Raw genomic sequence first — 21,073 nt, forward strand, 5'->3', positions numbered from 1 at the left:
GAGCACGAGGCCTGCGGCCTCGCGTTTGAATTCAGTGGAAAAAGAACGACGTTGTTTGGTCATCAGACACCTCTATCTGGCGAGCATTCTCGCCTAAATGGGTGTCCGGTTTCATTAGACCACTACAAAGAGAGATTCAGGACTGGATTTTGACTTCGCTAGCTCATCCTCCAGTATCGCCATCGCAGATTGAAGCTTCAAAATATCGGCGTTTAGCTTGCTGATCGTTTCCTGGCTTTGCTTGTACTCAGCCATGTAGTAGTCGCGTGATTGGGCCGTCTGCTTGGTGGTTGCAGTCAGGGATTTGACACTCACTCGTGCTTCTTCAAGCTGGGTAAACCAGTACACAATCTCCAGCCTACTCTGCTCAAGAAGCTGCTCGGGCGTTTTGGTATTGGCTTTCGCAATCGCCTGGTCCTTCTTCTGCTGCTCACGACCGGCCTTGATCCGTTTCAGCTCTGCTACGGGCCATTCTCGGTGGTAGATGGTGTTCCGGTGCACGCTGGCCAACTTGGCCAAGTTCGTGACATTCACAGGCAACGAAAGGTCCTTCTCTATCTTCTTGAGCGCTTCGTTCAAGCTGTATGTGACTGCGTCAAAGCTTTCGGCATTCTTCGTGTCATACGGTGCTGAACTCATACTGATGCCTCCATTCCCAAGCTTCTCAATACACCCTCAGCTTCAGCTATCGCCAGCTTCAGCTGTGCGACTGACGCTGCTGTCTCATCCGTTGCTCGAAGCTCAACAAAGGGCGCAGACGTAGCACTTTCTATTCTCCTTAAGGCCAGGGTGTTCTGGACGTACACCTCATGCCATTTCGGCGCATTGGCCGGTGTTACTACCGCGTTTTTGCAGCGGTTCGGGTTGCAGCGTAGAGACCCGATGCAAGGCAGCGATGCATCTTGTACATCGGTAGCATTGCCATAGCAGTAGCCTTGGCCGACGTTGATGATCGCAAAGCCCAACTCAGCCATGCGATCAAATATTTCGTCTTTCGAGTACCCCGCTTCGAGATAGCCCTTGAAGTACGCGGCCAATCTGCTGCGATGTGCATCCGCGTTATCGCCCGCGTACCCGCCGTCGGGATCACACGAGTTGATAACAAACTCCCGCTCAGCATCGTAGCGGGAGGGGGCGTCTCTGCCGCCTCCAGACACCAGGGCGTCGCCGATGCCACCGTAGTCGATTGTCACTGTTTTATGTCGACGTTGCTCGACTCTGCTCGCCAAGTGGCCGAAGTGCTTCAGTTGGTACGAAATGAAGGGGAGCCCGACTGCTGCCCGGAACATCTGGTTAGCCAAGGAGTGCCTTAGGGTGTAAGGCGATACCTCCAGCGGCTCAAGCTCTTCCGGCGTCAGGACCTTCGTCAGAAACGCCATGAGCTGATGGCCAAGTCCACTACCGCTTACCGAGTTTGCAGAGTCCTGCATGCCAGGCTTGATCGTGTTCATGCTGGTGATAAGAAACGGGTTTTGCTTGAAACGGTTAAGGATGCGCAGCACTTTCACGGCATCAAGAACAGCGGGGATTGCCACCCACTTGTCTTCGAACAGCTTTCCGTAAGTCTCCCGGCCTTTGAGAACAGTACTGACAATCAAGTCATGGCCGAAGTCATCTTGAGCAATGCAGTCATCAGCCAAGCAGCCTGATAGCTCGGAAGGGCGCATTCCTGTGTACTGAGCGATAATATAGCCTGCACTATTGTTGACGTGCGTTATGTACTCATAAAAGTCATTGTCAAGCTGCGTGTCCGTCAGTTTGACAATCGCTTCCTTGTCTTTGAAAAGGCCTGGTCGTTGTGGAGACCAATATTCGGTGTCCATCTTGTAAAGAAACGGAATAATCTGTTCGCCAGTATAACCGCGCGAGTCCATGCGGATTGCGATATATATGTCATAAGCGCTTCGTGTGAGCTTAACTCCATTGGCTTCATCATAGGCGGCAAGTTTCAAGCGGCTTAAGGTGTCAGTATCCCTAATGTCTTCATCTAAGGCTTTCAGGAAGTCAACTACTGCAAATGATGCAGCACGCGAGCATTTTTCGAAGATTTTATTAGGAAACCATTTTTGCTTAGTCCTCACCTTTTTATCTTTTATGCCATTTGTTTGCCAACCTAAGCCTTCTAGATCTACATGGGCTAGTGGCTTTGCAAGCACGTTTTCGATCATAAAGTTTGATCGTAGAATGGTGAAGCCTTGCAGTGTTACACGGCGAAACGAACGATCAAATACCTTGGCCTCATTTTGATAGTCATCCTCGGTGAAGTCGGATAGGCTGAAGTGCGAGTTCTCAAAGAAATCCTCACCGTGCTCCAAACGCTTGCGTTCAGACATTTGGTCGAAGAATGGAATGGTGGATTTAAAGATATCGAGAATGGTGTGCGGCTTATAGAGCTTGGGCTTGTTTTGGATCCGCAGCGCTCCAGGAATCTCTAATGCACAAAGCATCGCCATTTTAATCTCAAATAAAATGGTGGCGTTGATGCTGTCGTAGTTACTGAAGTCGATCCGGGATTTGGCACCTTGAATATCCCTGGGCAAAATGGCTGTGCCGTCATCGAAATCCCATACCGAGTCTTTTACCCGGCTTTTCTTACTAACGGGCAGTTCCAGCAAGGCATTCATCACGCTCAGAGCGTTCAATCCGCTCTCAGCATTCGCAACTGTAGCTATGATTTCATTGCCAATGTGCCGAAAAAGCTGCTTTCGCACAGGCTTAAATTTGCGTATCAACGTCTCAAAATCCATCACAGCGTTACTCCTTCGATCAGAGGACTGGTGATGATGTGCTCTGACAAGCGTTCTGCGTCTTCCAATTGTTCAGCAGTGAACCCTTGCTCTGACGGTGTTAGAATGCTGTCCAATACCTCCACGTTCTCTAAGAGGATTGCACCGTAGGGTGTTTGAGCAATATCACTCGTTGCCAGCATGTCTTGGTATTCTCGGCGCATGGCGAACAGCTCTGGCAAGTGCGCTAGGTTAATAATCGAGTTGCTGCACGACAGACATTTGTTCAGCAGTGAGCATGCGTTACCTTTCTTGTACGACGCCAGTTTCTTGATGTCCTCGGGTGGGTCGTACACATTTCGGCATTTAATCAAGCCGGTGTTAATTGCAACTGAGGCGTTCGCACCCTCTGGCGAAGCGACATTTTCCGTGGCTGTCTTTTCAGAATGGTCGGTAGCAACGGCTTCTTTGTGAATTTTTGCGAGTGCGCTCTCTAGAATATCGCGTGCAGTCTTACTGAACTCCATACGGTCCAGGTACTGAATCGTCGTAGACAAGGACTTGTGCCCCAGCATCACCTGTATCTCGCGCAGAGACACACCTTGCTCTACGAGTTCAGCCACCAGGCTGGGGCGGAGTCGGGATGCTGAGATATTGATGTCTTCATCATCATCACCTTTCAGTTGGTGATCACGTGCAAATTGATTCATGACCCAATTGATAGTCGTGGCGCTTTCAAAGGACTTAACTTGTCCCTGCTCACTCCAATGTCGAGAGTCAAAAATGAACAGGCGATTCCTCATGACCGCATCTGCGCGGAGGCGAATGTTGCGGGTCAAGAACTCAACTTCAGCGAAGATTGCTTTGACTTCTCTGCTCTGGTTGATAGTCAGCCACGTTAAATCAGCTTCGATCAGGTCTAAATGTAACTGTTTCTCGCCATCTGAGCGCTCCTTCCAATAGCGCAAATATGGCTTTTGAGTGAGCGCATGAGACTCAACAAAGTCGTCAAGGTCTAAAGTTTTGAGAGAATCAGCGTTCAGACCTGTTATTTGGGCGAGTCGGGTGATGTAGGCGGCCATATGACGAGGCGTGAGATGGTAAATGATGCCCCAGCTCTCGTAAGTCTCGACCAAGCCCAGCCCCACGTAACTTAATATCCTTAAGAAGCATTTCTGATACTCATCGCCCTTGTCGGCGGAGCCTGGCCCGATTACTTGGCAGTTCAGCTTGTTCTCGAAAATCCACCGCGCATTGTCCAGCGATACAAATCCTCTTTTAAGTTCACCGTTCCCGTCCACCGGATCGCAGCCGCCCTCGAAAGGAATATAGTCCTTCGCAAGATTGTTGAACTTAAAGCGCTCCGCCTCACAAGCCTGTTTTATCTGAAGTCGAACCGATTTAGGGTAAGGGCGATACTCATCGCCATTTCGATGCTTTTTGATCCCTTCAATATCAATGAAGGTTGTGATGCCTAGCCCTTTTATCTTCGTTGCTCGTTTGTATGTTGAGCGAACAGCAGAGAGTAACGAGTCAGCAGTGTGCGTGGATAGCTCATCACTCTGGACTTTCTCGACCAGAAATTTCCTAAAACTGGCCAGATAGTTGGGTTGAAAAAGATCGCGAACGTCCTGTTTCCCAGAAAAGCCAAGTGACTTGAGGTGCTCAACGGTAAATCTGAAGCCTTCGCTATAGTTGATTGCGGTTGAGTCTGATGGTGCTCCCATTGAGGCTGCTGCGAACACATGGAGCAGCTTCCTGAACGGGATATTTGGGTCATCCTCCACGAGATCTTCGTAGGAGGTGACAGGGATCTTTCTCAACTCAATAAGCAGCATTCTAGGGGACGGCTTGCGAGAGGACTTCAGTTTTTGCTCTTTGTCCGAAATTTTACGTTCGGCAACAGTCTTGTAATTAGATTTAATTACGCCGAGGCTCATTAGGTCTGCAATTATCCAGTCGTATGTTTCAGCGACCAAAGGAAATTTTGCACGAGCCCATTTCAGATTTTTCATACCCTCCATCTTGTAAAGGCTGGCCTTCGATGCGATGACTTGGGCAACAACTGGAATCTCTTTTTTCTCGCTTTCAGAAAGCCCTTCGTACCAGAAAAGCAGCTTGCGACGCCACTCGTTGGCAATCGACGGATGACCGAGAACTACGATGTTCTCGTCAACCATTTTTTGAAGAACGGAATCGAGAATTTCGTCACGTGAGTTAAACACCGACCCTCCACACCCCAGTTCTCTTTTGAGGTAAGTGAACGCTAAACAAGGCTCGCCCTTTTGACCAAGCTGGACAGTAAGCAACGACTGTCGGCTACTCTTAACCTGTTCTGCCCAGTCTTTTATCGACTGCGTGATCACTTCTTCATCACGCTTTTTCGGTTTGATTGCATCTGGCTGCAAGTCTTGGCTTGGTTGGACGCTTGGCTCTTGGCCTTGTTCTTCTGTTGAGTGATCGGTCGGCATCATCATTTCTTATCGCTTGTGCTTATGCGCTTGGTCGTTCTTTCTCGCAGCAGCCTCATCTCGCCTGCCTTTGTCTTCAGTTCGGTGCCAGGCTTGCGCAGCTTCTCGTAGATGTCGTGCGGGATCTTCGTATATCCCTCTGAGGTCGTTGTGCTGTTGTGGCCAAATGCCTTGGCGAGAAGGGCTAGCCTTTCTTCATAGCCCTTCCCGAGATCCGGGCTGCCCAGCATGAGATAGGCTCCGCCGTGGCGAAATTTATGCGGCGAGATCATCCGCTTGATCTGTCCCGCTTTCAGGGCACGCTTACACACCCGGTCAAGCAGCTTCTCTACGCTTTTGGTTTTGAAGGGCGTGCCCTCTGCGTTGAAGAACGCTGGCGTTTCAGATGGGCTCTTGTAACGACGGGCCTTTGCGCGATATAGGGGCGTTTGATGGTATTTTTCGATGCGCTCCAATGACGTCCTGCTAATGATCGTCAATCTCGGTTTGATCTGGTTCTTGCTGCCTTTGCTGCCCTTGACGTTCAAGGGGGAATAATCTGCGTTGATCGGAATGTTCGATTCTGGCGAGACTAGTTGCAGGGTCTGATGTGCCAGAGCGTCACGAATGTCTTGCAGGGTGATCCGGGGGACTTCAGATACGCGTAGACCTGAGTCGTACATCGCTTGCAGCAAGCACCGCTCGCGCTCTGAGTGTGCCTTCAGGATCACAGCCTCAAGCTCCACCATGGTGCCGGGCTGGATGATGCCGCGCGCATGGGCAGTACCCCTTCGGATTGGGCCACTCTCGTATGGGTTGTCTGCACGGAGGGCAGGCTTGCCGCCGAACGATATGCACAAGTGGCTCGTGAAGAAGTGGTTATAGGTTGCGTCGCGAGCCTGGACGGTCTTAGGGGCTAACCCTTCAGAGTCGAGCTTGGAGAGGTACGCTTCAAGGTGACCTAGGCCGACTGTAAGAAGGGCATCATCGCGATCACAGGTCTTGTATTCAGGCCGGGCATTCAAATACGTCAGGAGGTAGGAGATTCGTCTGCCGTATGAGAGGACGCTTGGATCTGCAAGGAGAGTGTTTCTGTAGTGACGGTTAAGGTAGGACGTCACCAGGGGGAGGGCACGTTCATCGTCGGCGATAAGGGCACTGCCTGTTACCTGGACTAGCGGATCAGTGGATTCTGGCTGGGCTAGGAATCTCTCTCGGAATGGGCCATTGGCCAAGACTGATTCGCTGAGGTCTAGCTCCCGACCTCTTACTGCTACTACCTTCATTTTCTGTTGCGTCCCGCGAATCAGTTTTACAGCTACTGATGTTCATTATCCTCTCATTGATAAGGCTTGGGAAGCTTATAGGGCGGGGTTTGTAGAGGGGGTTGTGCAGTTTAGTGTAGGGGGGAGGAAATCACCGCTTCCGCTGCATGGTCGGTGCCGATCACCAGACCGCCCGCCGCGCCAGCAATCGTGTATTGCGCAACCATGCGCATCCGCGCCTTGGTGTTGCCCAGCACGAAATCAACTGACACCGCGTGCTTGCCTTCGAACGCCGCCACTTCACTGGCCAGCGCCTTCACCGCCGGACCGATGTTGACGGTGTGGCGTTCGTCCGGGGCGATGAAATCCACCGAGGCCTGAGCGTCGTGTTCGTCGAACTGGGTTTCATACGGCAGGCGCACGGCGATGAACTTGTAGCTCTGGTCGCCCGTTTGATCGCGCAGTTCACGCATCGCGCGCTGGGCCAGCAGGCCGGCGGTCAGCGAGTCGACGCCGCCGCTGATGCCTAGCACCAGCGTATTGAGCCCGGAATTGACCAGGCAGTCCTGAATGAAGGTAATGCGCCTGGCGACTTCGGCTTGCAGGGCCTTGTAGTCAGCGAACGGCGGTTGCACCTTGAGCTGTTCAGCAATCTCACGCTGTACGGCTTGCATGAATTCACTCCTTGCTAGATAGACTGGAATCGGCAGGAACCTGGAAAACGTGTCGCAAATAGGCAACAAAATTGGGGTCTTTGCAGTGGGTCTTGCCTGGCTCGTCGGAGATCTTCGCCACCGGTTGGCCGTTGCAGGCGGTCATTTTAAGCACGATGCTCATCGGTTCGACACCCGGAATGTCACAGGTGAGGTTGGTGCCGATGCCAAAGCTCACGTTGATCCGCCCGTGCAGCGCGCGGAATATTTCCAGCGACTTGGGCAGGGTCAGGCTGTCGGAGAACACCAGGGTCTTGCTCATCGGGTCGATGCCGAGCTTGTGATAGTGGGCGATGCATTTTTCGCCCCAGGCCACAGGATCCCCGGAATCGTGGCGCAGACCATCGAACAGCTTGGCGAAAAACAGATCAAAATCGCCGAGGAAGGCATCCGTGGTGATGCAGTCGGTGAGGGCGATCCCCAGCAAGCCACGGTATTCGCGCACCCAGCAGTCGAGCGCGGCGATCTGGCTGTCGATCAGGCGTGGGCCGAGTTGTTGGTGCGCCATGATCCACTCGTGGGCCATGGTGCCCAGCGGTTTCATATCCAGTTCGCGCGACAGGTGCACATTGCTGGTGCCGACGAATCGACCCGGGAAGTCGTGCTTGAGCACGTTGACCACTTCTTCCTGCACGCGGTAGGAAAACCTGCGACGGGTGCCGAAATCGGCGACCTGCAACTGCGACAGTTCGTCGGCGGAAGCGTTGGCGGTCAACCAGTCGAACTTGCGGTAAAGCTGCTCACGCGCCTGCTCAAGCACGGTTTCGCGATAGCGGTAACGGTTGCGAACTTCGCTGACGATGGCCAGCAGCGGCACTTCGTAGAGGATCACATGGAGCCACGGCCCGCGCAGGCGGATGAACAGTTCGCCGTTCTCGATGCCGGTGTGCAGGTAGCGCAGGTTGAAACGGAACAGACCGAGGAAACGCAGGAAGTCCGGTTTCAGAAAGCTGATGCGCTCGAGAAAACTCAGTTGATCGGCACTCAGGCTCAACTCGGCAAGGCGCTCGATCTGATAGCGGATCTCGGCCAGATACGGGCGCAAGTCTTCGCTGTTACGGCAACGGAACTCCCATTCGACTTCGACGTTGGGATAGTTGTGCAGCACCGCCTGCATCATCGTCAGTTTGTAAAAGTCGGTGTCGAGCAGGTTCTGCACGATGCGATCGGCAAACACACTCTCGCTCATAACGGGGTCTCCAGGTGCGCCGCGCCGTTGCGCGGTCTCAATCAGTGGCGCTAGTGGCGCATATCAGCGGTGGGGATTGCCAGCGCTTTTTTGATTTCAGGTGAAAGATCCTCTGATGCCATACATCTCAGCCCGCAAAACTTGGCTATTTTCGGTTGCACTTCAAGCGCGGCTTGAATGACTTGTTCAAGTCGTTCCCCGCTTTTTAAATAATCGGCCAATAGCGAGTGTTTTGGTATCAGATTAATTTCGACTGCTTTAATCAAAGCGGCTCTGAGCATCTCGTGGGTTACTATTTTATACATGTATGACACCTCCCTTGAAGGTGATCTGTTCCAGCGTATCTACGCCGTCCTGAAGTAGTACATAGGCCGGAAGTATCAGTCGATAAAAGTCAGAGTCGTTAGTGCCTTTAATAGTGACTGATGTGAACGTCTCCAAGAGGCTGGCGGCGGCACGAATTCTGAAGCAGGCGTCTTCAAACAGTTGGTTGGGTGTGGCGTGCGAATCTATAAAATAGGTCGGGATATTGGTTGCGTTTGCTTTTAGGGGGTAAAACCGATTCATGGAATATAGTCCTTCAAGTTGTTTTAGGCGTGACAGGTCGAAGAATGCATTATTCTTTTAGTTGGAGGGTTGGGGGGTGATGCAAAGCCAGTAATTGTTTTAATGGCTTTGCATCTACTCTATCTAAGCTTGAGCAGGCTGTTTGCTGACGTTCGAGGAAAGAACGGGGTCGCTACGATTAATTGTGCCTGGGCTGCCGTGCTGCGGCGGCCACGCTATAGGATCAAGATCCAGATCAAGGAATTTGCTTGAGTCGAAAACAGGTGTCTTGATTCCAGCACGGCGTTGTTTGTCGTAGTCATGCAAGACACGCATGGCGATTTTGAACAGCATGAACATGGCTACTAAATTGACTAGCGCCAGCAGCGTCATGGTGATGTCTGCAAAAGCCAGAACAGTGGACAGATCTTCGACAGAGCCCCAAAACACTAGTACCAACACCAGAACACGATAGAAAATCAGCATTTTTTGAGGTTCGCCAAACATGAACCGCAAGCTGTTTTCTCCCAGGTAATAGTTGTAAAGCATTGCCGTGAATACGAATAACGCAAGCACCACGCTGATAAACATCCGCCCCCATTCCCCGACGACGGCTGCCAGCGAGTTTTGCGCCAGAGCAATTCCATCCCCTTCAAACCCCGGCGTGTAGAAACCTGATAACAAAATCAGTAACGCAGTACAGGTGCAGATTACGAATGTATCGATGAAAACACTCAGTGCTTGTACGGCACCTTGTGCAACCGGATGGTGGATCTTCGCGACTGAGGCGACATTGGGCGCACTGCCCAGCCCTGCCTCGTTGGAAAACACTCCGCGCCTGACCCCCATGATGATTGCGCTGCCTACCAGTCCGCCAAACGCCTGATCCAGACCGAATGCGCTTTTGATTATGGTCATCAACATCGCCGGGACCTGATCGAACTGCAGAACGATTACATAGGTCGTTACGCCGACGTAGGCGAGTACCTTCAGAGGAACCAGAAGGTCGGCTACTGCAGCTATACGTTTTATCCCGCCAACGAAGACAGCTCCCAGCATCAAAGAAATGGCGAGCCCTGACCACATAGGGGGCAGACCAAACGCATCTTTTAGCGAATGTGATACTGCATGGGACTCGAGACCATTGATTGCAAAACCAAAGGTCACCAGCAACAACACGGCCGCAATCATCCCGAGCCAGCGTTTGTCCAGTCCGTGCTGGATGTACCAGGACGGCCCCCCTTGATACAGGCCTTTGCCATCGCTGCGCTTATAGAGCTGTCCCAACGTACATTCGAAGAAGCTGCTCGACATGCCCAAAAGAGCGGTCATCCACATCCAGAACACCGCGCCGGGACCGCCCATGCTCACTGCAATCCCGACCCCAACGATATTGCCTGTACCGACGCGGCCGGCAAGGCTGAGTGTCAGTGCCTGAAATGAACTCAAGTGGTGGCTGCCAGCGCGCCAACTGCCGTGTAATACACCGAACATATGAGGGAAGTATCTGAACTGGACAAATCCTGAGCGGACAGTGAAATAGACTCCCAGTCCAAGAACCAAAGGTATCAATACCTTGCTCGACAGAAAGTCGTTGATGACGTCTAGCATTCAAAGCTCCTTGCTATTTAGAGTGCTGGCGAATTAATGGTGTTGTCAGTCCTGAAGCTTTTCAGAACTCGTAATATCCAGCCATATTTCACTCGATGCAATTTCGCAAGTTGCTTAAATGTGATGCGAGTTGCTGCTATGGTTGCCCCTTCTTGATTTTCATTGGGTCACTGTATGTGTGAGTTTTTTCCGACTAACTTAAGGCTGCTGAGTGGTCACTACAGATCTGTCGCAGAAGTTTGTAGGAAACTTCGAATTAATCGTGGGCAATTCAATAAATATCTCTGTGGGAAAAGCGTTCCCACACCGTTTAATCTCAAACGTATCTGCGATTTTTTTGGCGTGGAAGAGTTTGAAATAGCGTTGCCATCGGAGCAATTTGTCGCCTTGATTGGTGTTAAGGCCAATAAGAATAAGGCCTCGGGAGAGGTGTGGGCATCACGGATAATGCATGAACACCTGCGCGAACAGTCTTCGCCTGAACTGAAAGCCCATATCGGTTATTACTACGAGTACTACCATGCAATGACTGAACCTGGTTCCATTCTGTGTTCGCTCGTGCATCTGCGGGCGGAGGGTGATGACGTTGTCTATGAGCGAAACGAACGCTTACAGATAGCCGGCGCAGGCGGTGATTTTGAGCAGTATCGATATTTGGGTATCGCCTATTACCTGCGCGATCGCTTGTTTTTCGTCGATTATGAATCGCTGACTTCAAACGAGATCAGCCAAACCATTCTCATCCCAAGTTTCAAAAGCTGCATCACACGGCTCAATGGTTTGAAGCTTGGGGTTTCTGCCGCTGATCATCGTGCTCCTTCTTGTTCAAGGGTTGTCTGGGAGTTTCTCGGGCAGGAAATCAATCGGGTTGATGCCTATCGGCGCGTTCGGCTGTACAAGCCGCATGATTGCGCGATCGATGACGATCTGCGCGCACGTCTAGCTCAAGCTCAGGTTGTGGACGGTCTGTTTGTTATCGCCTGAAAAATTCCCGCACTTCACTCAGGCGCAGGGTTGTCGATTTGTTCGAGCATCCACTTCACAAAATCCCGCACCTTGGGCACTTCCGCCGAATGTTCCGGGTACGCCAGGTAATAGGAGTCGGTGCTGGGCATTGCATGCTGCCAGGGAATGACCAGTTTGCCGTCGGCCAATTCCTCTTCCACCAGAAACCTCGGCAACAGCGCCACGCCGCAGCCGACTTGTGCGGCGCGGATGCACATGTAAAAGGTTTCGAAACGCGGCCCGTGATAACTGTGCTCTGTCTGGTAGCCCTGACTGTCGAACCAGTCGTGCCAGGCCTGTGGGCGCGAGGCATTCTGCAGCAACACCAGATCGGTGAGTTGCGTCGGATCCGTGAACGGCGTTTCAGGCAGGCTGCCCGGCGCGCACACCGGCACCAGCTCTTCGCCGAACAGCTTCAGGCATTCGGTACCGGGGCGCGAACCCTGACCGTAATAGAACGCCAAATCACTGCGACCCTGAAGCAAATCATCCGCTTCTTGCTCGTTGCATAAATCCAGATGGATCGATGGATGGCGCAAGCGCCAGCCTTTCAGGCGTGGCACCAGCCAGCGGGCGCCGAAAGTTGAGGGGGTAGAAACACGCAGGACTTCGGTCTCACCGCCGTAGGAACGCAGGTAATGCGTCGACATCTCAACCTGGGTAAGGATTTTTCTGACCTCCACCAAGTACAAATCCCCGGCGGGGGTCATCTGCAAGCGGCGGCGTACCCGACGGAACAACAAGTGCTGCAACAATTCCTCAAGCTGCGCGACCTGTTTGCTGACCGCACTCTGGGTCAGGTTCAGTTCCTCGGCGGCCCGGGTAAAACTCAGGTGCCGGGTCACGGCCTCGAAGCACTGCAGCGCGGTGATCGATGGCAAGTGGCGTTTGTTCAGCATGGCGGATCCTTTTCTTGTCTTTCTATGCGCAGCATGAATAAACGGAATGATATCTCGCGTAAAGGTCGTTTGTTGCCTTGCCGTACTGACGCTACAACTAAAGGCCTGCCCGGTCGTGAAATGGCGACCGCACACATTCAGTTTTTTGCTTGAGGAGTGACCCATGGTTGCCGCATTGCTTGATCGTCTTGGTGTGAACCCGGCCCTTTATCAGAACGGCAAAGTGCCGGTGCATTCGCCGATCGACGGCAGCCGCATCGCCGCCGTGAACTGGGAAGGCCCGGCCGAAGTCGAGCAGCACATCAGTCGCGCAGATCATGCGTTCGAGGCGTGGCGCAAGGTTCCGGCACCGCGTCGCGGTGAACTGGTGCGTCAATTCGGTGAAGTGCTGCGCGAGTACAAGGCTGATCTCGGCGAACTGGTTTCCTGGGAAGCGGGCAAGATTACTCAGGAAGGCCTGGGTGAAGTGCAGGAGATGATCGACATTTGCGACTTCGCCGTCGGCCTGTCCCGCCAGTTGTACGGCTTGACCATCGCTTCCGAGCGCTCGGGCCACCACATGCGTGAAACCTGGCATCCGCTGGGCGTGGTCGGCGTGATCAGTGCGTTCAACTTCCCGGTCGCGGTGTGGGCGTGGAACACCACGCTGGCGCTGGTCTGCGGCAACCCGGTGGTGTGGAAACCGTCGGAGAAAACCCCGCTGACGGCGCTGGCCTGTCAGGCGCTGTTTGACCGCGTCGTGAAGAATTTTACGGATGCCCCCGCCAGTCTCTGCCAAGTGATTATCGGTGGCCGTGACGCGGGCGAAGCGTTGGTCGATGACCCGCGTGTCGCGTTGATCAGCGCCACTGGCAGCACCCGTATGGGCCGCGAAGTGGCGCCGAAAGTCGCCGCGCGATTTGCCCGCAGCATCCTTGAACTGGGCGGCAACAACGCGATGATCCTCGGCCCAAGCGCCGATCTGGACATGGCCGTGCGCGCGATTCTGTTCAGCGCGGTCGGCACCGCCGGCCAGCGTTGCACCACGTTGCGCCGTTTGATCGCCCATGAATCAGTGAAAGAAGAAATCGTCACCCGCCTCAAGGCTGCGTACGCGAAAGTGCGCATCGGCCATCCGCTGGAAGGCAATCTGGTCGGCCCGCTGATCGACAAACACAGCTTCGAAAACATGCAAGATGCCCTGGAGCAGGCGCTAAGCGAGGGCGGCCGGGTGTTTGGCGGCAAGCGTCAATTGGAAGATCAATTCCCCAACGCTTACTACGTCTCGCCGGCCATTGTTGAAATGCCTGAGCAGAGTGATGTGGTTTGCAGCGAAACCTTCGCACCGATTCTGTATGTGGTCGGCTACAGCGACTTCCAGGAAGCGCTGCGCCTGAACAACGCAGTGCCGCAAGGTCTGTCGTCGTGCATATTCACCACTGACGTGCGCGAGGCCGAGCAGTTCATGTCGGCGGTCGGCAGTGACTGCGGCATCGCCAACGTCAACATCGGCCCGAGCGGTGCGGAAATCGGTGGTGCGTTTGGCGGTGAAAAAGAGACCGGCGGAGGTCGTGAGTCGGGCTCGGATGCATGGCGCGCGTACATGCGTCGGCAGACCAATACCGTGAACTATTCGCTGGAATTGCCGCTGGCGCAGGGCATTACCTTCGACTGATGTCGGGGCGACCCCATACCCTGTGGGAGCGAGCCTGCTCGCGAAGGCGGTGAGTTAGTCAACATCAATGTTGTCTGATATGCCGCTTTCGCGAGCAGGCTCGCTCCCACAGTGTGAACAATGTGTTTGGCAGGTTTCTGTTGGAGTCTGGCAATGCCGTTACGCGAAGAATGTCTGTGGGAAAAACTCACGCCGCAAAGGCCCGATAACACGGCGCTCAAGGGTGAAGTCAAAGTCGATGTGTGCGTGATTGGCGCCGGGTTTACCGGCTTGTCGGCGGCGCTGCATCTGTTGGAAAAAGGCAAGAGCGTCTGCGTGCTGGAAGCCCATCGCGCCGGCCACGGCGGTTCCGGGCGCAACGTCGGGCTGGTCAACGCCGGCATGTGGATTCCGCCGGACGAGATTGAAGCCGGATTCGGCCTGGCGGTCGGCAGCCAGCTCAACCGCATGCTGGGTGCGGCACCAGCGCTGGTGTTCAGCCTTGTGGATAAGTACAACATCGATTGCCAGTTACGCCGCGAAGGCACTCTGCACATGGCGCACAACGCCAAGGGCGAGGCCGATCTGCGCAGTCGTGAGCAGCAATGGAAACGCCGTGGTGCACCGGTCGAATTGCTGACCGGCAAGGCATGCGAGCAAGCCACCGGCACGCAAAAGATTGCTGCTGCATTGCTCGATCGACGCGCCGGGACGCTCAATCCGATGGCTTATGTCACCGGGCTCGCCAATGCGGTGATCGGTCTGGGCGGGCAGATGTTTGATCATTCCCCGGTCACTCGTCTCGAACGCGTGGGACAAAAATGGTCGGTGCAGACCGAGCAGGGTTCAGTGTTGGCCGAGCAGGTTGTCATCGCCTCCAACGCCTACACCGAAGGTGACTGGACCGAACTCAAACGCAACTTTTTCCCCGGTTACTACTACCAGGTCGCTTCGGTGCCGCTGACTGAAGATGCCGCCCAGGAAATCCTCCCGGGCGGGCAGGGCTCATGGGACACCCGTCAGGTATTGAGCAGCATCCGCCGCGACAAAGAAGGGCGGCTATTGCTCGGCAGCCTCGGCAACGGCAATCAGAAGCCGACCTGGTTTCTAAAGGCCTGGGCCGACAGGGTGCAGCAGCATTACTTCCCCAATCTGAAACCCGTCGAGTGGGAATGCACCTGGACCGGGCGCATCGCTTTCACGCCCGATCACTTGATGCGGCTGTTCGAACCGGCACCGGGACTGGTGGCCGTTACCGGCTATAACGGCCGTGGCGTGACCACCGGCACCGTAGTCGGCAAGGCTTTCGCTGATTACCTGTGCAACGGAAACCCTCAAGCCCTGCCGATTCCTTTTGCACCGATGCAGCCCCTGGCGGGCGCAGGTTTGCGCAGTTGCCTTTATGAGGCTGGTTTCTCGCTGTATCACGCAGGCCAGTGCCTGCGCATCGTCATTTGAGTGTTGAAATATGTTGCTGGAAGCGGCGCTTTTCGACGTAACGACTAGCCTGTAATGGTGCGGGTTGTAGCAGTCCCGCACCAGCAGTGTGCAGTTCGGTGACGCGGGCTGTTACAGGCTGGTTGCACGTCGTTTGGCGCCGCGGTTGCAATGATGGCGCGTGCGGGTTGCGCCTGAAAAAATAAATGGTTTCACCTTCCGCGGTTTAGACGGTTGCACGCCCAATGAAAATGGGAACGAAACAGTCGAAATAACAAGAAAGCAGCGACTTTTTGAAGAATAAAAAACCGATGGCACGGCCCTTGCTCTGAGCATTCAGTGAAGTGAAGTCGCAGTGCCAACTAAAAAAAAACCTTGGAGCACCACCTCATGTCCCAGACGTTTTACAAGAAAGGCTTTCTGGCCCTCGCAGTGGCTACTGCGTTGGGTGTTTCTGCGTTTGCTCAAGCTGATGTGAAAATCGGTGTAGCGGGTCCAATGACGGGCGCCAACGCGGCATTTGGCGAGCAGTACATGAAGGGTGCACAGGCGGCGGCCGATGCGGTCAACGCGGCTGGCGGCGTCAACGGGGAAAAAATCGTACTGGTCAAGGGCGATGACGCCTGCGAACCGAAGCAGGCCGTGACGGTCGCCAAGGACCTCACCAACCAGAAAGTCGCCGGCGTGGTCGGTCACTTCTGCTCCTCTTCGACCATTCCAGCGTCGGAGATCTACGACGAAGCCGGCATCATCGCCATCACCCCGGGCTCCACCAACCCGCAAGTGACCGAGCGCGGGCTGAGCGCCATGTTCCGCATGTGCGGGCGTGACGACCAGCAAGGCATCGTCGCCGGCGACTACATCGTCGACGTGCTCAAGGGTAAAAAGGTTGTCGTACTGCACGACAAGGACACCTACGGCCAGGGTCTGGCTGATGCCACCAAGGCCCAACTGGTCAAGCGCGGCGTGACTCCGGTGCTGTACGAAGGCCTGACCCGTGGCGAAAAAGACTTCAGCACCATCGTCACCAAAATCCGTGGTGCCGGCGCCGATGTCGTGTACTTCGGCGGTCTGCACCCGGAAGCCGGTCCGCTGGTTCGCCAACTGCGTGAGCAAGGCCTGAAGGACGTCAAGTTCATGTCCGACGACGGCATTGTGACCGACGAACTGGTGACCACCGCCGGTGGCCCGCAATTCGTCGATGGCGTGCTGATGACCTTCGGCGCCGACCCACGCCTGCTGCCAGACAGCAAGACCGTGGTAGACGCCTTCCGCAAGGCCGGCACCGAACCTGAAGGCTACACCCTGTACGCCTACGCCTCGGTACAGACCCTGGCCGCCGCCTTCAATGGCGCCAAGTCCAACAAGGGCGAAGAAGCGGCTGCCTGGCTGAAGAAAAACCCGGTCAAGACCGTTATGGGCGAGAAGACCTGGGACTCCAAGGGCGACCTGAAAGTCTCCGACTACGTGGTTTACCAGTGGGACAAGGACGGCAAATATCACCAGCTGGAAAAACAGAAGTAAGGGCTGACGCGATCGCCTGAGCCCCACCGAGCCCCTGTGGGAGCGGTGCAGGTCAGGGCTGATCGTGCTTGACATTACTCCGACGTAAATCTGTATTTTCCTTAGAAGAACCGCACACCTCAGGGTGTGCAGGTTCTCACTGCGTGAGATTGCGTTATGGATGGTATTTTCCTGCAGCAACTGGTCAACGGCCTGACCCTCGGGTCGGTCTATGGCCTGATCGCCATCGGCTACACAATGGTCTACGGCATCATCGGCATGATCAACTTCGCCCACGGCGAGGTTTACATGATTTCCGCTTACCTGGCGGCAATCAGTCTGGCTCTGCTGGCGTACTTCGGTATCGAATCCTTCCCGCTGCTGATGCTTGGCACGCTGATCTTCACCATCGTCGTCACGGCAGTGTATGGCTGGGTCATCGAGCGTGTTGCCTACAAACCCCTGCGTAACTCCACCCGACTCGCACCGCTGATCAGCGCCATCGGTATCTCGCTGATCCTGCAAAACTATGCACAGATTGCCCAAGGCGCGAAGCAACAAGGGGTTCCGACGTTGCTCACCGGCGCCTGGCGTGTCGAGATCGGCACTGGCTTCGTGCAACTGACCTACACCAAGGTGTTCATTCTGATCGCGGCGTTTGTGGGCATGGGCCTGCTGACCTACGTGATCAAGTACACCAAGCTCGGCCGCATGTGCCGCGCCACTCAGCAAGACCGCAAGATGGCTTCGATCCTGGGGATCAACACCGACCGGGTGATTTCCTACGTGTTCATCATCGGTGCGGCCATGGCGGCGCTGGCCGGTGTGCTGATCACCATGAACTACGGCACGTTCGACTTCTATGCCGGGTTCATCATCGGCATCAAGGCGTTCACCGCAGCGGTGCTTGGCGGGATCGGTTCATTGCCCGGCGCGATGCTCGGCGGGATCATCCTCGGGATCTCCGAGTCGCTGTTCTCCGGTCTGGTCAACTCCGACTACAAAGACGTGTTCAGCTTCTCGCTGCTCGTACTTGTTCTGGTCTTCCGGCCGCAGGGCCTGTTGGGCCGTCCTCTTGTGTCGAAGGTGTAAGCGATGTCTTCAACCACCCAAAAACCCATCGATATCAAAAAAAGTCTGGTTGAGGCGATTCTTGCCGGCCTTATTGCCTTGATCGTGTTCGGCCCGATTGTCGGCGTCGTGCTCGAAGGCTACAGCTTCAATCTTGAGCCGACCCGCGTGGCGTGGATTATCGGCATTGTCATGATCGGTCGCTTTGCCCTCAGCCTGTTTCTGCAAACGCCCAAGGGCCTGAAAATTCTCGACGGATTCGAGAGCACCGGTTCCGGTGTGCATGTGCTGCCGAGCGATCACAAATCCAGTCTGCGCTGGATCATCCCGCTGTTGATTGTGATTGCTGTGGCGGTGCCGTTTGTCTCCAATTCCTATCTGCTGGGCGTGGTCATCCTCGGCTTGATCTACGTGCTGCTGGGCCTGGGGCTGAACATCGTGGTCGGTCTGGCCGGTCTGCTTGACCTAGGCTACGTGGCGTTCTACGCCATCGGTGCTTATGGTCTGGCGCTCGGTTATCAGTACCTCGGCCTGGGCTTCTGGACGGTGCTGCCGTTGGCGGCGATCACCGCCGGTCTTGCCGGCTGCATCCTCGGTTTTCCGGTGCTGCGCCTGCACGGCGACTACCTGGCGATCGTGACCCTGGGCTTTGGTGAAATCATTCGCCTGGTCCTCAACAACTGGCTGTCCCTGACCGGCGGCCCGAACGGCATGCCGGCGCCGCTGCCGACGTTCTTCGGTCTGGAGTTCGGCAAACGAGCGAAGGATGGCGGGGTGCCGTTTCACGAGTTCTTCGGCATCGCCTACAACCCGGACGTGAAGTACTACTTCATCTACGCAGTGTTGTTCCTCGTGGTATTGGCCGTGCTGTACATCAAGCATCGTCTGGTGAAGATGCCCGTGGGCCGTGCCTGGGAAGCGTTGCGTGAAGACGAGATCGCTTGCCGTTCGATGGGCCTGAACCACGTACTGGTCAAACTCTCGGCGTTCACCATCGGTGCCTCGACTGCCGGTCTGGCCGGGGTGTTCTTCGCCACTTATCAAGGCTTCGTCAACCCGACCTCGTTCACCTTCTTCGAGTCGGCGCTGATCCTCGCCATCGTCGTGCTCGGCGGCATGGGCTCGACCATCGGTGTGGTAATCGCAGCGTTCGTATTGACCGTCGCCCCGGAACTGCTGCGTGGCTTCGCTGAATATCGCGTGCTGCTGTTCGGCATCCTGATGGTGTTGATGATGATCTGGCGACCACGCGGGCTGATTCGCATCAGCCGTACCGGGGTCAAACCACGCAAAGGTGCCATTCACTATGAGAGGACTGCGCCATGAGTGAAGTCGTACTCTCTGTTGAAAAACTGATGATGCATTTCGGCGGCATCAAGGCGTTGAGCGATGTCAGCCTGAAGGTCAAACGCAACTCGATCTTCGCCCTGATCGGCCCCAACGGTGCCGGCAAGACCACGGTGTTCAACTGCCTGACCGGCTTCTACAAGGCCTCCGGCGGCAAGATCGAACTCAACGTGCGCGGCCAGCAGACCAACGTCATCCAGTTGCTGGGCGAGTCGTTCAAACCGACCGATTTCGTTTCGCCGAAAAGCTTCCTCAGTCGCCTGTACTACAAGATGTTCGGCGGTACTCACTTGGTGAACCGTGCAGGCCTGGCCCGGACTTTCCAGAACATTCGCCTGTTCAAGGAAATGTCCGTGCTGGAAAACCTGCTGGTGGCCCAGCACATGTGGGTCAACCGCAACATGCTCGCCGGCATCCTCAACACCAAGGGCTACCGCAAGGCTGAAAGCGACGCGCTGGATTGCGCGTTCTACTGGCTGGAAGTGGTCGATCTGGTGGACTGCGCCAACCGTCTGGCCGGTGAACTCTCCTACGGCCAGCAACGCCGTCTGGAGATTGCCCGGGCCATGTGCACGCGGCCGCAGATCATCTGCCTCGACGAACCGGCCGCCGGCCTCAACCCTCAGGAAACCGAAGCGCTGAGCGCGATGATCCGGCTGCTGCGCGATGAGCATGATCTGACCGTGGTGCTGATCGAACACGACATGGGCATGGTAATGAGCATTTCCGACCACATCGTGGTGCTGGACCACGGCATCGTTATCGCCGAAGGGGGCCCTGAAGCCATCCGTAACGATCCGAAAGTGATCGCCGCCTACCTGGGCGCTGACGAAGAGGAGCTGGTATGAGCCAACCGATCCTCGAACTCAAAAACCTGGACGTGTTCTACGGCCCGATCCAGGCCCTCAAGGGTGTTTCGCTGGAGATCAACGAAGGCGAAACCGTCAGCCTGATCGGCTCCAACGGTGCCGGCAAGTCGACGTTGCTGATGTCGATCTTCGGCCAGCCACGGGCGGCGAGTGGGCAGATCCTTTATCAAGGCGTCGACATTACCCACAAGTCATCGCACTACATCGCGTCCAACGGCATCGCCCAGTCGCCGGAAGGCCGGCGGGTGTTCCCCGACATGACCGTCGAGGAAAACCTGCTGATGGGCACCATTCCGATTGGCGACAAGTACGCCAAAGAGGATATGCAGCGGATGTTCGCGCTGTTCCCGCGGCTGGAGGAGCGGCGTAACCAGCGGGCGATGACCATGTCCGGCGGCGAGCAGCAAATGCTCGCCATCGCCCGGGCGTTGATGAGCCGGCCGAAGCTGTTGCTGCTCGATGAGCCGAGCCTGGGTTTGGCGCCGATCGTGGTGAAGCAGATTTTCGCCACCCTGCGTGAACTGGCGAAAACCGGCATGACGATTTTCCTCGTCGAGCAGAACGCCAACCATGCGCTGAAGCTGTCGGATCGGGCGTATGTGATGGTCAACGGCGAGATTCGTTTGACCGGCACCGGGAAAGAGTTGTTGGTGAATGAAGAGGTGCGTAACGCCTATCTGGGCGGGCACTGAGTTATCCCCGGATACGCACAGCCCCGGCGACGCGAGTCCCGGGGCTTTTTTATATCTCCAAAACACCGAAAAACCCTGTAGGAGCTGCCGAAGGCTGCGATCTTTTGACTTTGGAAA

At 55.3% G+C, this 21,073-nt stretch carries 17 protein-coding genes and 1 pseudogene; 8 read left to right on the forward strand and 10 right to left on the reverse strand.

Annotated elements, in window-relative coordinates; translation table 11 throughout:
- Positions 1-114: 114 nt before the first annotated feature.
- From IAI51_RS26865 to IAI51_RS26905, 9 genes and pseudogenes are all read right to left on the reverse strand, one after another.
- Complete coding sequence (locus IAI51_RS26865; RefSeq protein WP_187681232.1) at positions 115-639, reverse strand: hypothetical protein; 525 nt, start codon at positions 637-639, stop codon at positions 115-117.
- The gene (locus tag IAI51_RS26870) at positions 636-2,747 is read right to left on the reverse strand and encodes a site-specific integrase (protein ID WP_187681233.1); all 2,112 of its coding nucleotides are present in this window, start codon (positions 2,745-2,747) and stop codon (positions 636-638) included. The genes IAI51_RS26865 and IAI51_RS26870 overlap by 4 nt, the downstream gene beginning before the upstream one ends.
- The gene (locus IAI51_RS26875) at positions 2,747-5,203 is read right to left on the reverse strand and encodes a tyrosine-type recombinase/integrase (protein WP_262410388.1); all 2,457 of its coding nucleotides are present in this window, start codon (positions 5,201-5,203) and stop codon (positions 2,747-2,749) included. The genes IAI51_RS26870 and IAI51_RS26875 overlap by 1 nt, the downstream gene beginning before the upstream one ends.
- Positions 5,200-6,297, reverse strand: coding sequence for a tyrosine-type recombinase/integrase (locus IAI51_RS26880; protein WP_316249784.1), 1,098 nt, complete (start codon positions 6,295-6,297; stop codon positions 5,200-5,202). Before IAI51_RS26880 ends, IAI51_RS26875 begins: the two co-directional genes overlap by 4 nt.
- Before the next feature lie 293 nt (positions 6,298-6,590).
- A pseudogene (gene nadE, locus IAI51_RS26885) lies at positions 6,591-7,115 on the reverse strand (NAD(+) synthase); the annotation flags it as partial.
- A gap of 4 nt (positions 7,116-7,119) precedes the next feature.
- Entirely contained in the window at positions 7,120-8,343 is a 1,224-nt protein-coding gene (gene pncB / locus IAI51_RS26890) for a nicotinate phosphoribosyltransferase (RefSeq protein ID WP_123530802.1), read from the reverse strand.
- A gap of 50 nt (positions 8,344-8,393) precedes the next feature.
- The gene (locus tag IAI51_RS26895; protein WP_187681235.1) at positions 8,394-8,648 is read right to left on the reverse strand and encodes a hypothetical protein; all 255 of its coding nucleotides are present in this window, start codon (positions 8,646-8,648) and stop codon (positions 8,394-8,396) included.
- Complete coding sequence (locus IAI51_RS26900; protein ID WP_187681236.1) at positions 8,641-8,910, reverse strand: hypothetical protein; 270 nt, start codon at positions 8,908-8,910, stop codon at positions 8,641-8,643. The genes IAI51_RS26895 and IAI51_RS26900 overlap by 8 nt, the downstream gene beginning before the upstream one ends.
- A gap of 123 nt (positions 8,911-9,033) precedes the next feature.
- Positions 9,034-10,500, reverse strand: coding sequence for an alanine/glycine:cation symporter family protein (locus IAI51_RS26905; protein WP_262410389.1), 1,467 nt, complete (start codon positions 10,498-10,500; stop codon positions 9,034-9,036).
- A 342-nt stretch (positions 10,501-10,842) separates the two neighbouring features.
- Between IAI51_RS26905 and IAI51_RS26910 the strand changes: the two genes are divergently transcribed.
- A complete protein-coding gene (locus IAI51_RS26910) occupies positions 10,843-11,484 on the forward strand; it encodes an XRE family transcriptional regulator (protein ID WP_316249785.1) in 642 nt (213 codons plus the stop codon).
- A 14-nt stretch (positions 11,485-11,498) separates the two neighbouring features.
- Here the strand turns inward: IAI51_RS26910 and IAI51_RS26915 are convergent, their stop codons facing one another.
- Complete coding sequence (locus tag IAI51_RS26915) at positions 11,499-12,404, reverse strand: LysR family transcriptional regulator (RefSeq protein ID WP_187681238.1); 906 nt, start codon at positions 12,402-12,404, stop codon at positions 11,499-11,501.
- A gap of 163 nt (positions 12,405-12,567) precedes the next feature.
- Here IAI51_RS26915 and IAI51_RS26920 point away from each other — a divergent pair, with 163 nt between their 5' ends.
- From IAI51_RS26920 to IAI51_RS26950, 7 genes are all read left to right on the forward strand, one after another.
- Positions 12,568-14,058 (forward strand): aldehyde dehydrogenase family protein, encoded by a 1,491-nt coding sequence (locus IAI51_RS26920; RefSeq protein WP_187681239.1) that lies wholly within the window; start codon positions 12,568-12,570, stop codon positions 14,056-14,058.
- A 153-nt stretch (positions 14,059-14,211) separates the two neighbouring features.
- The gene (locus IAI51_RS26925) at positions 14,212-15,495 is read left to right on the forward strand and encodes an NAD(P)/FAD-dependent oxidoreductase (protein ID WP_187681240.1); all 1,284 of its coding nucleotides are present in this window, start codon (positions 14,212-14,214) and stop codon (positions 15,493-15,495) included.
- 369 nt (positions 15,496-15,864) lie between these two features.
- Positions 15,865-16,998 (forward strand): ABC transporter substrate-binding protein, encoded by a 1,134-nt coding sequence (locus tag IAI51_RS26930; protein ID WP_007915892.1) that lies wholly within the window; start codon positions 15,865-15,867, stop codon positions 16,996-16,998.
- Between the two features lie 156 nt (positions 16,999-17,154).
- Positions 17,155-18,069 carry an ABC transporter permease subunit gene (locus IAI51_RS26935; protein WP_187681241.1) on the forward strand — a complete coding sequence of 305 codons (915 nt, stop codon included), beginning with the start codon at positions 17,155-17,157 and terminating at the stop codon, positions 18,067-18,069.
- Between the two features lie 3 nt (positions 18,070-18,072).
- Positions 18,073-19,374 carry a high-affinity branched-chain amino acid ABC transporter permease LivM gene (gene livM, locus IAI51_RS26940; RefSeq protein ID WP_187681242.1) on the forward strand — a complete coding sequence of 434 codons (1,302 nt, stop codon included), beginning with the start codon at positions 18,073-18,075 and terminating at the stop codon, positions 19,372-19,374.
- Entirely contained in the window at positions 19,371-20,243 is an 873-nt protein-coding gene (locus IAI51_RS26945) for an ABC transporter ATP-binding protein (protein WP_007967487.1), read from the forward strand. The genes livM and IAI51_RS26945 overlap by 4 nt, the downstream gene beginning before the upstream one ends.
- Entirely contained in the window at positions 20,240-20,956 is a 717-nt protein-coding gene (locus IAI51_RS26950) for an ABC transporter ATP-binding protein (RefSeq protein ID WP_187681243.1), read from the forward strand. The genes IAI51_RS26945 and IAI51_RS26950 overlap by 4 nt, the downstream gene beginning before the upstream one ends.
- Positions 20,957-21,073: the final 117 nt, after the last annotated feature.

It is taken from the genome of Pseudomonas sp. N40(2020), assembly GCF_014472415.1.
Lineage (GTDB): Bacteria > Pseudomonadota > Gammaproteobacteria > Pseudomonadales > Pseudomonadaceae > Aquipseudomonas.

Bases quoted from the DNA above. Each gene is read 5' to 3' on its own strand.
- IAI51_RS26905 (WP_262410389.1), bottom strand. From the start codon at position 10,500: ATGCTAGACGTCATCAACGACTTTCTGTCGAGCAAGGTATTGATACCT.
- IAI51_RS26870 (WP_187681233.1), bottom strand. From the start codon at position 2,747: ATGGATTTTGAGACGTTGATACGCAAATTTAAGCCTGTGCGAAAGCAG.
- pncB (WP_123530802.1), bottom strand. From the start codon at position 8,343: ATGAGCGAGAGTGTGTTTGCCGATCGCATCGTGCAGAACCTGCTCGAC.
- IAI51_RS26925 (WP_187681240.1), top strand. From the start codon at position 14,212: ATGCCGTTACGCGAAGAATGTCTGTGGGAAAAACTCACGCCGCAAAGG.
- IAI51_RS26930 (WP_007915892.1), top strand. From the start codon at position 15,865: ATGTCCCAGACGTTTTACAAGAAAGGCTTTCTGGCCCTCGCAGTGGCT.
- IAI51_RS26945 (WP_007967487.1), top strand. From the start codon at position 19,371: ATGAGTGAAGTCGTACTCTCTGTTGAAAAACTGATGATGCATTTCGGC.
- IAI51_RS26865 (WP_187681232.1), bottom strand. From the start codon at position 639: ATGAGTTCAGCACCGTATGACACGAAGAATGCCGAAAGCTTTGACGCA.
- IAI51_RS26895 (WP_187681235.1), bottom strand. From the start codon at position 8,648: ATGTATAAAATAGTAACCCACGAGATGCTCAGAGCCGCTTTGATTAAA.
- IAI51_RS26915 (WP_187681238.1), bottom strand. From the start codon at position 12,404: ATGCTGAACAAACGCCACTTGCCATCGATCACCGCGCTGCAGTGCTTC.
- IAI51_RS26900 (WP_187681236.1), bottom strand. From the start codon at position 8,910: ATGAATCGGTTTTACCCCCTAAAAGCAAACGCAACCAATATCCCGACC.
- IAI51_RS26950 (WP_187681243.1), top strand. From the start codon at position 20,240: ATGAGCCAACCGATCCTCGAACTCAAAAACCTGGACGTGTTCTACGGC.
- IAI51_RS26920 (WP_187681239.1), top strand. From the start codon at position 12,568: ATGGTTGCCGCATTGCTTGATCGTCTTGGTGTGAACCCGGCCCTTTAT.
- IAI51_RS26875 (WP_262410388.1), bottom strand. From the start codon at position 5,203: ATGATGATGCCGACCGATCACTCAACAGAAGAACAAGGCCAAGAGCCA.
- IAI51_RS26935 (WP_187681241.1), top strand. From the start codon at position 17,155: ATGGATGGTATTTTCCTGCAGCAACTGGTCAACGGCCTGACCCTCGGG.
- livM (WP_187681242.1), top strand. From the start codon at position 18,073: ATGTCTTCAACCACCCAAAAACCCATCGATATCAAAAAAAGTCTGGTT.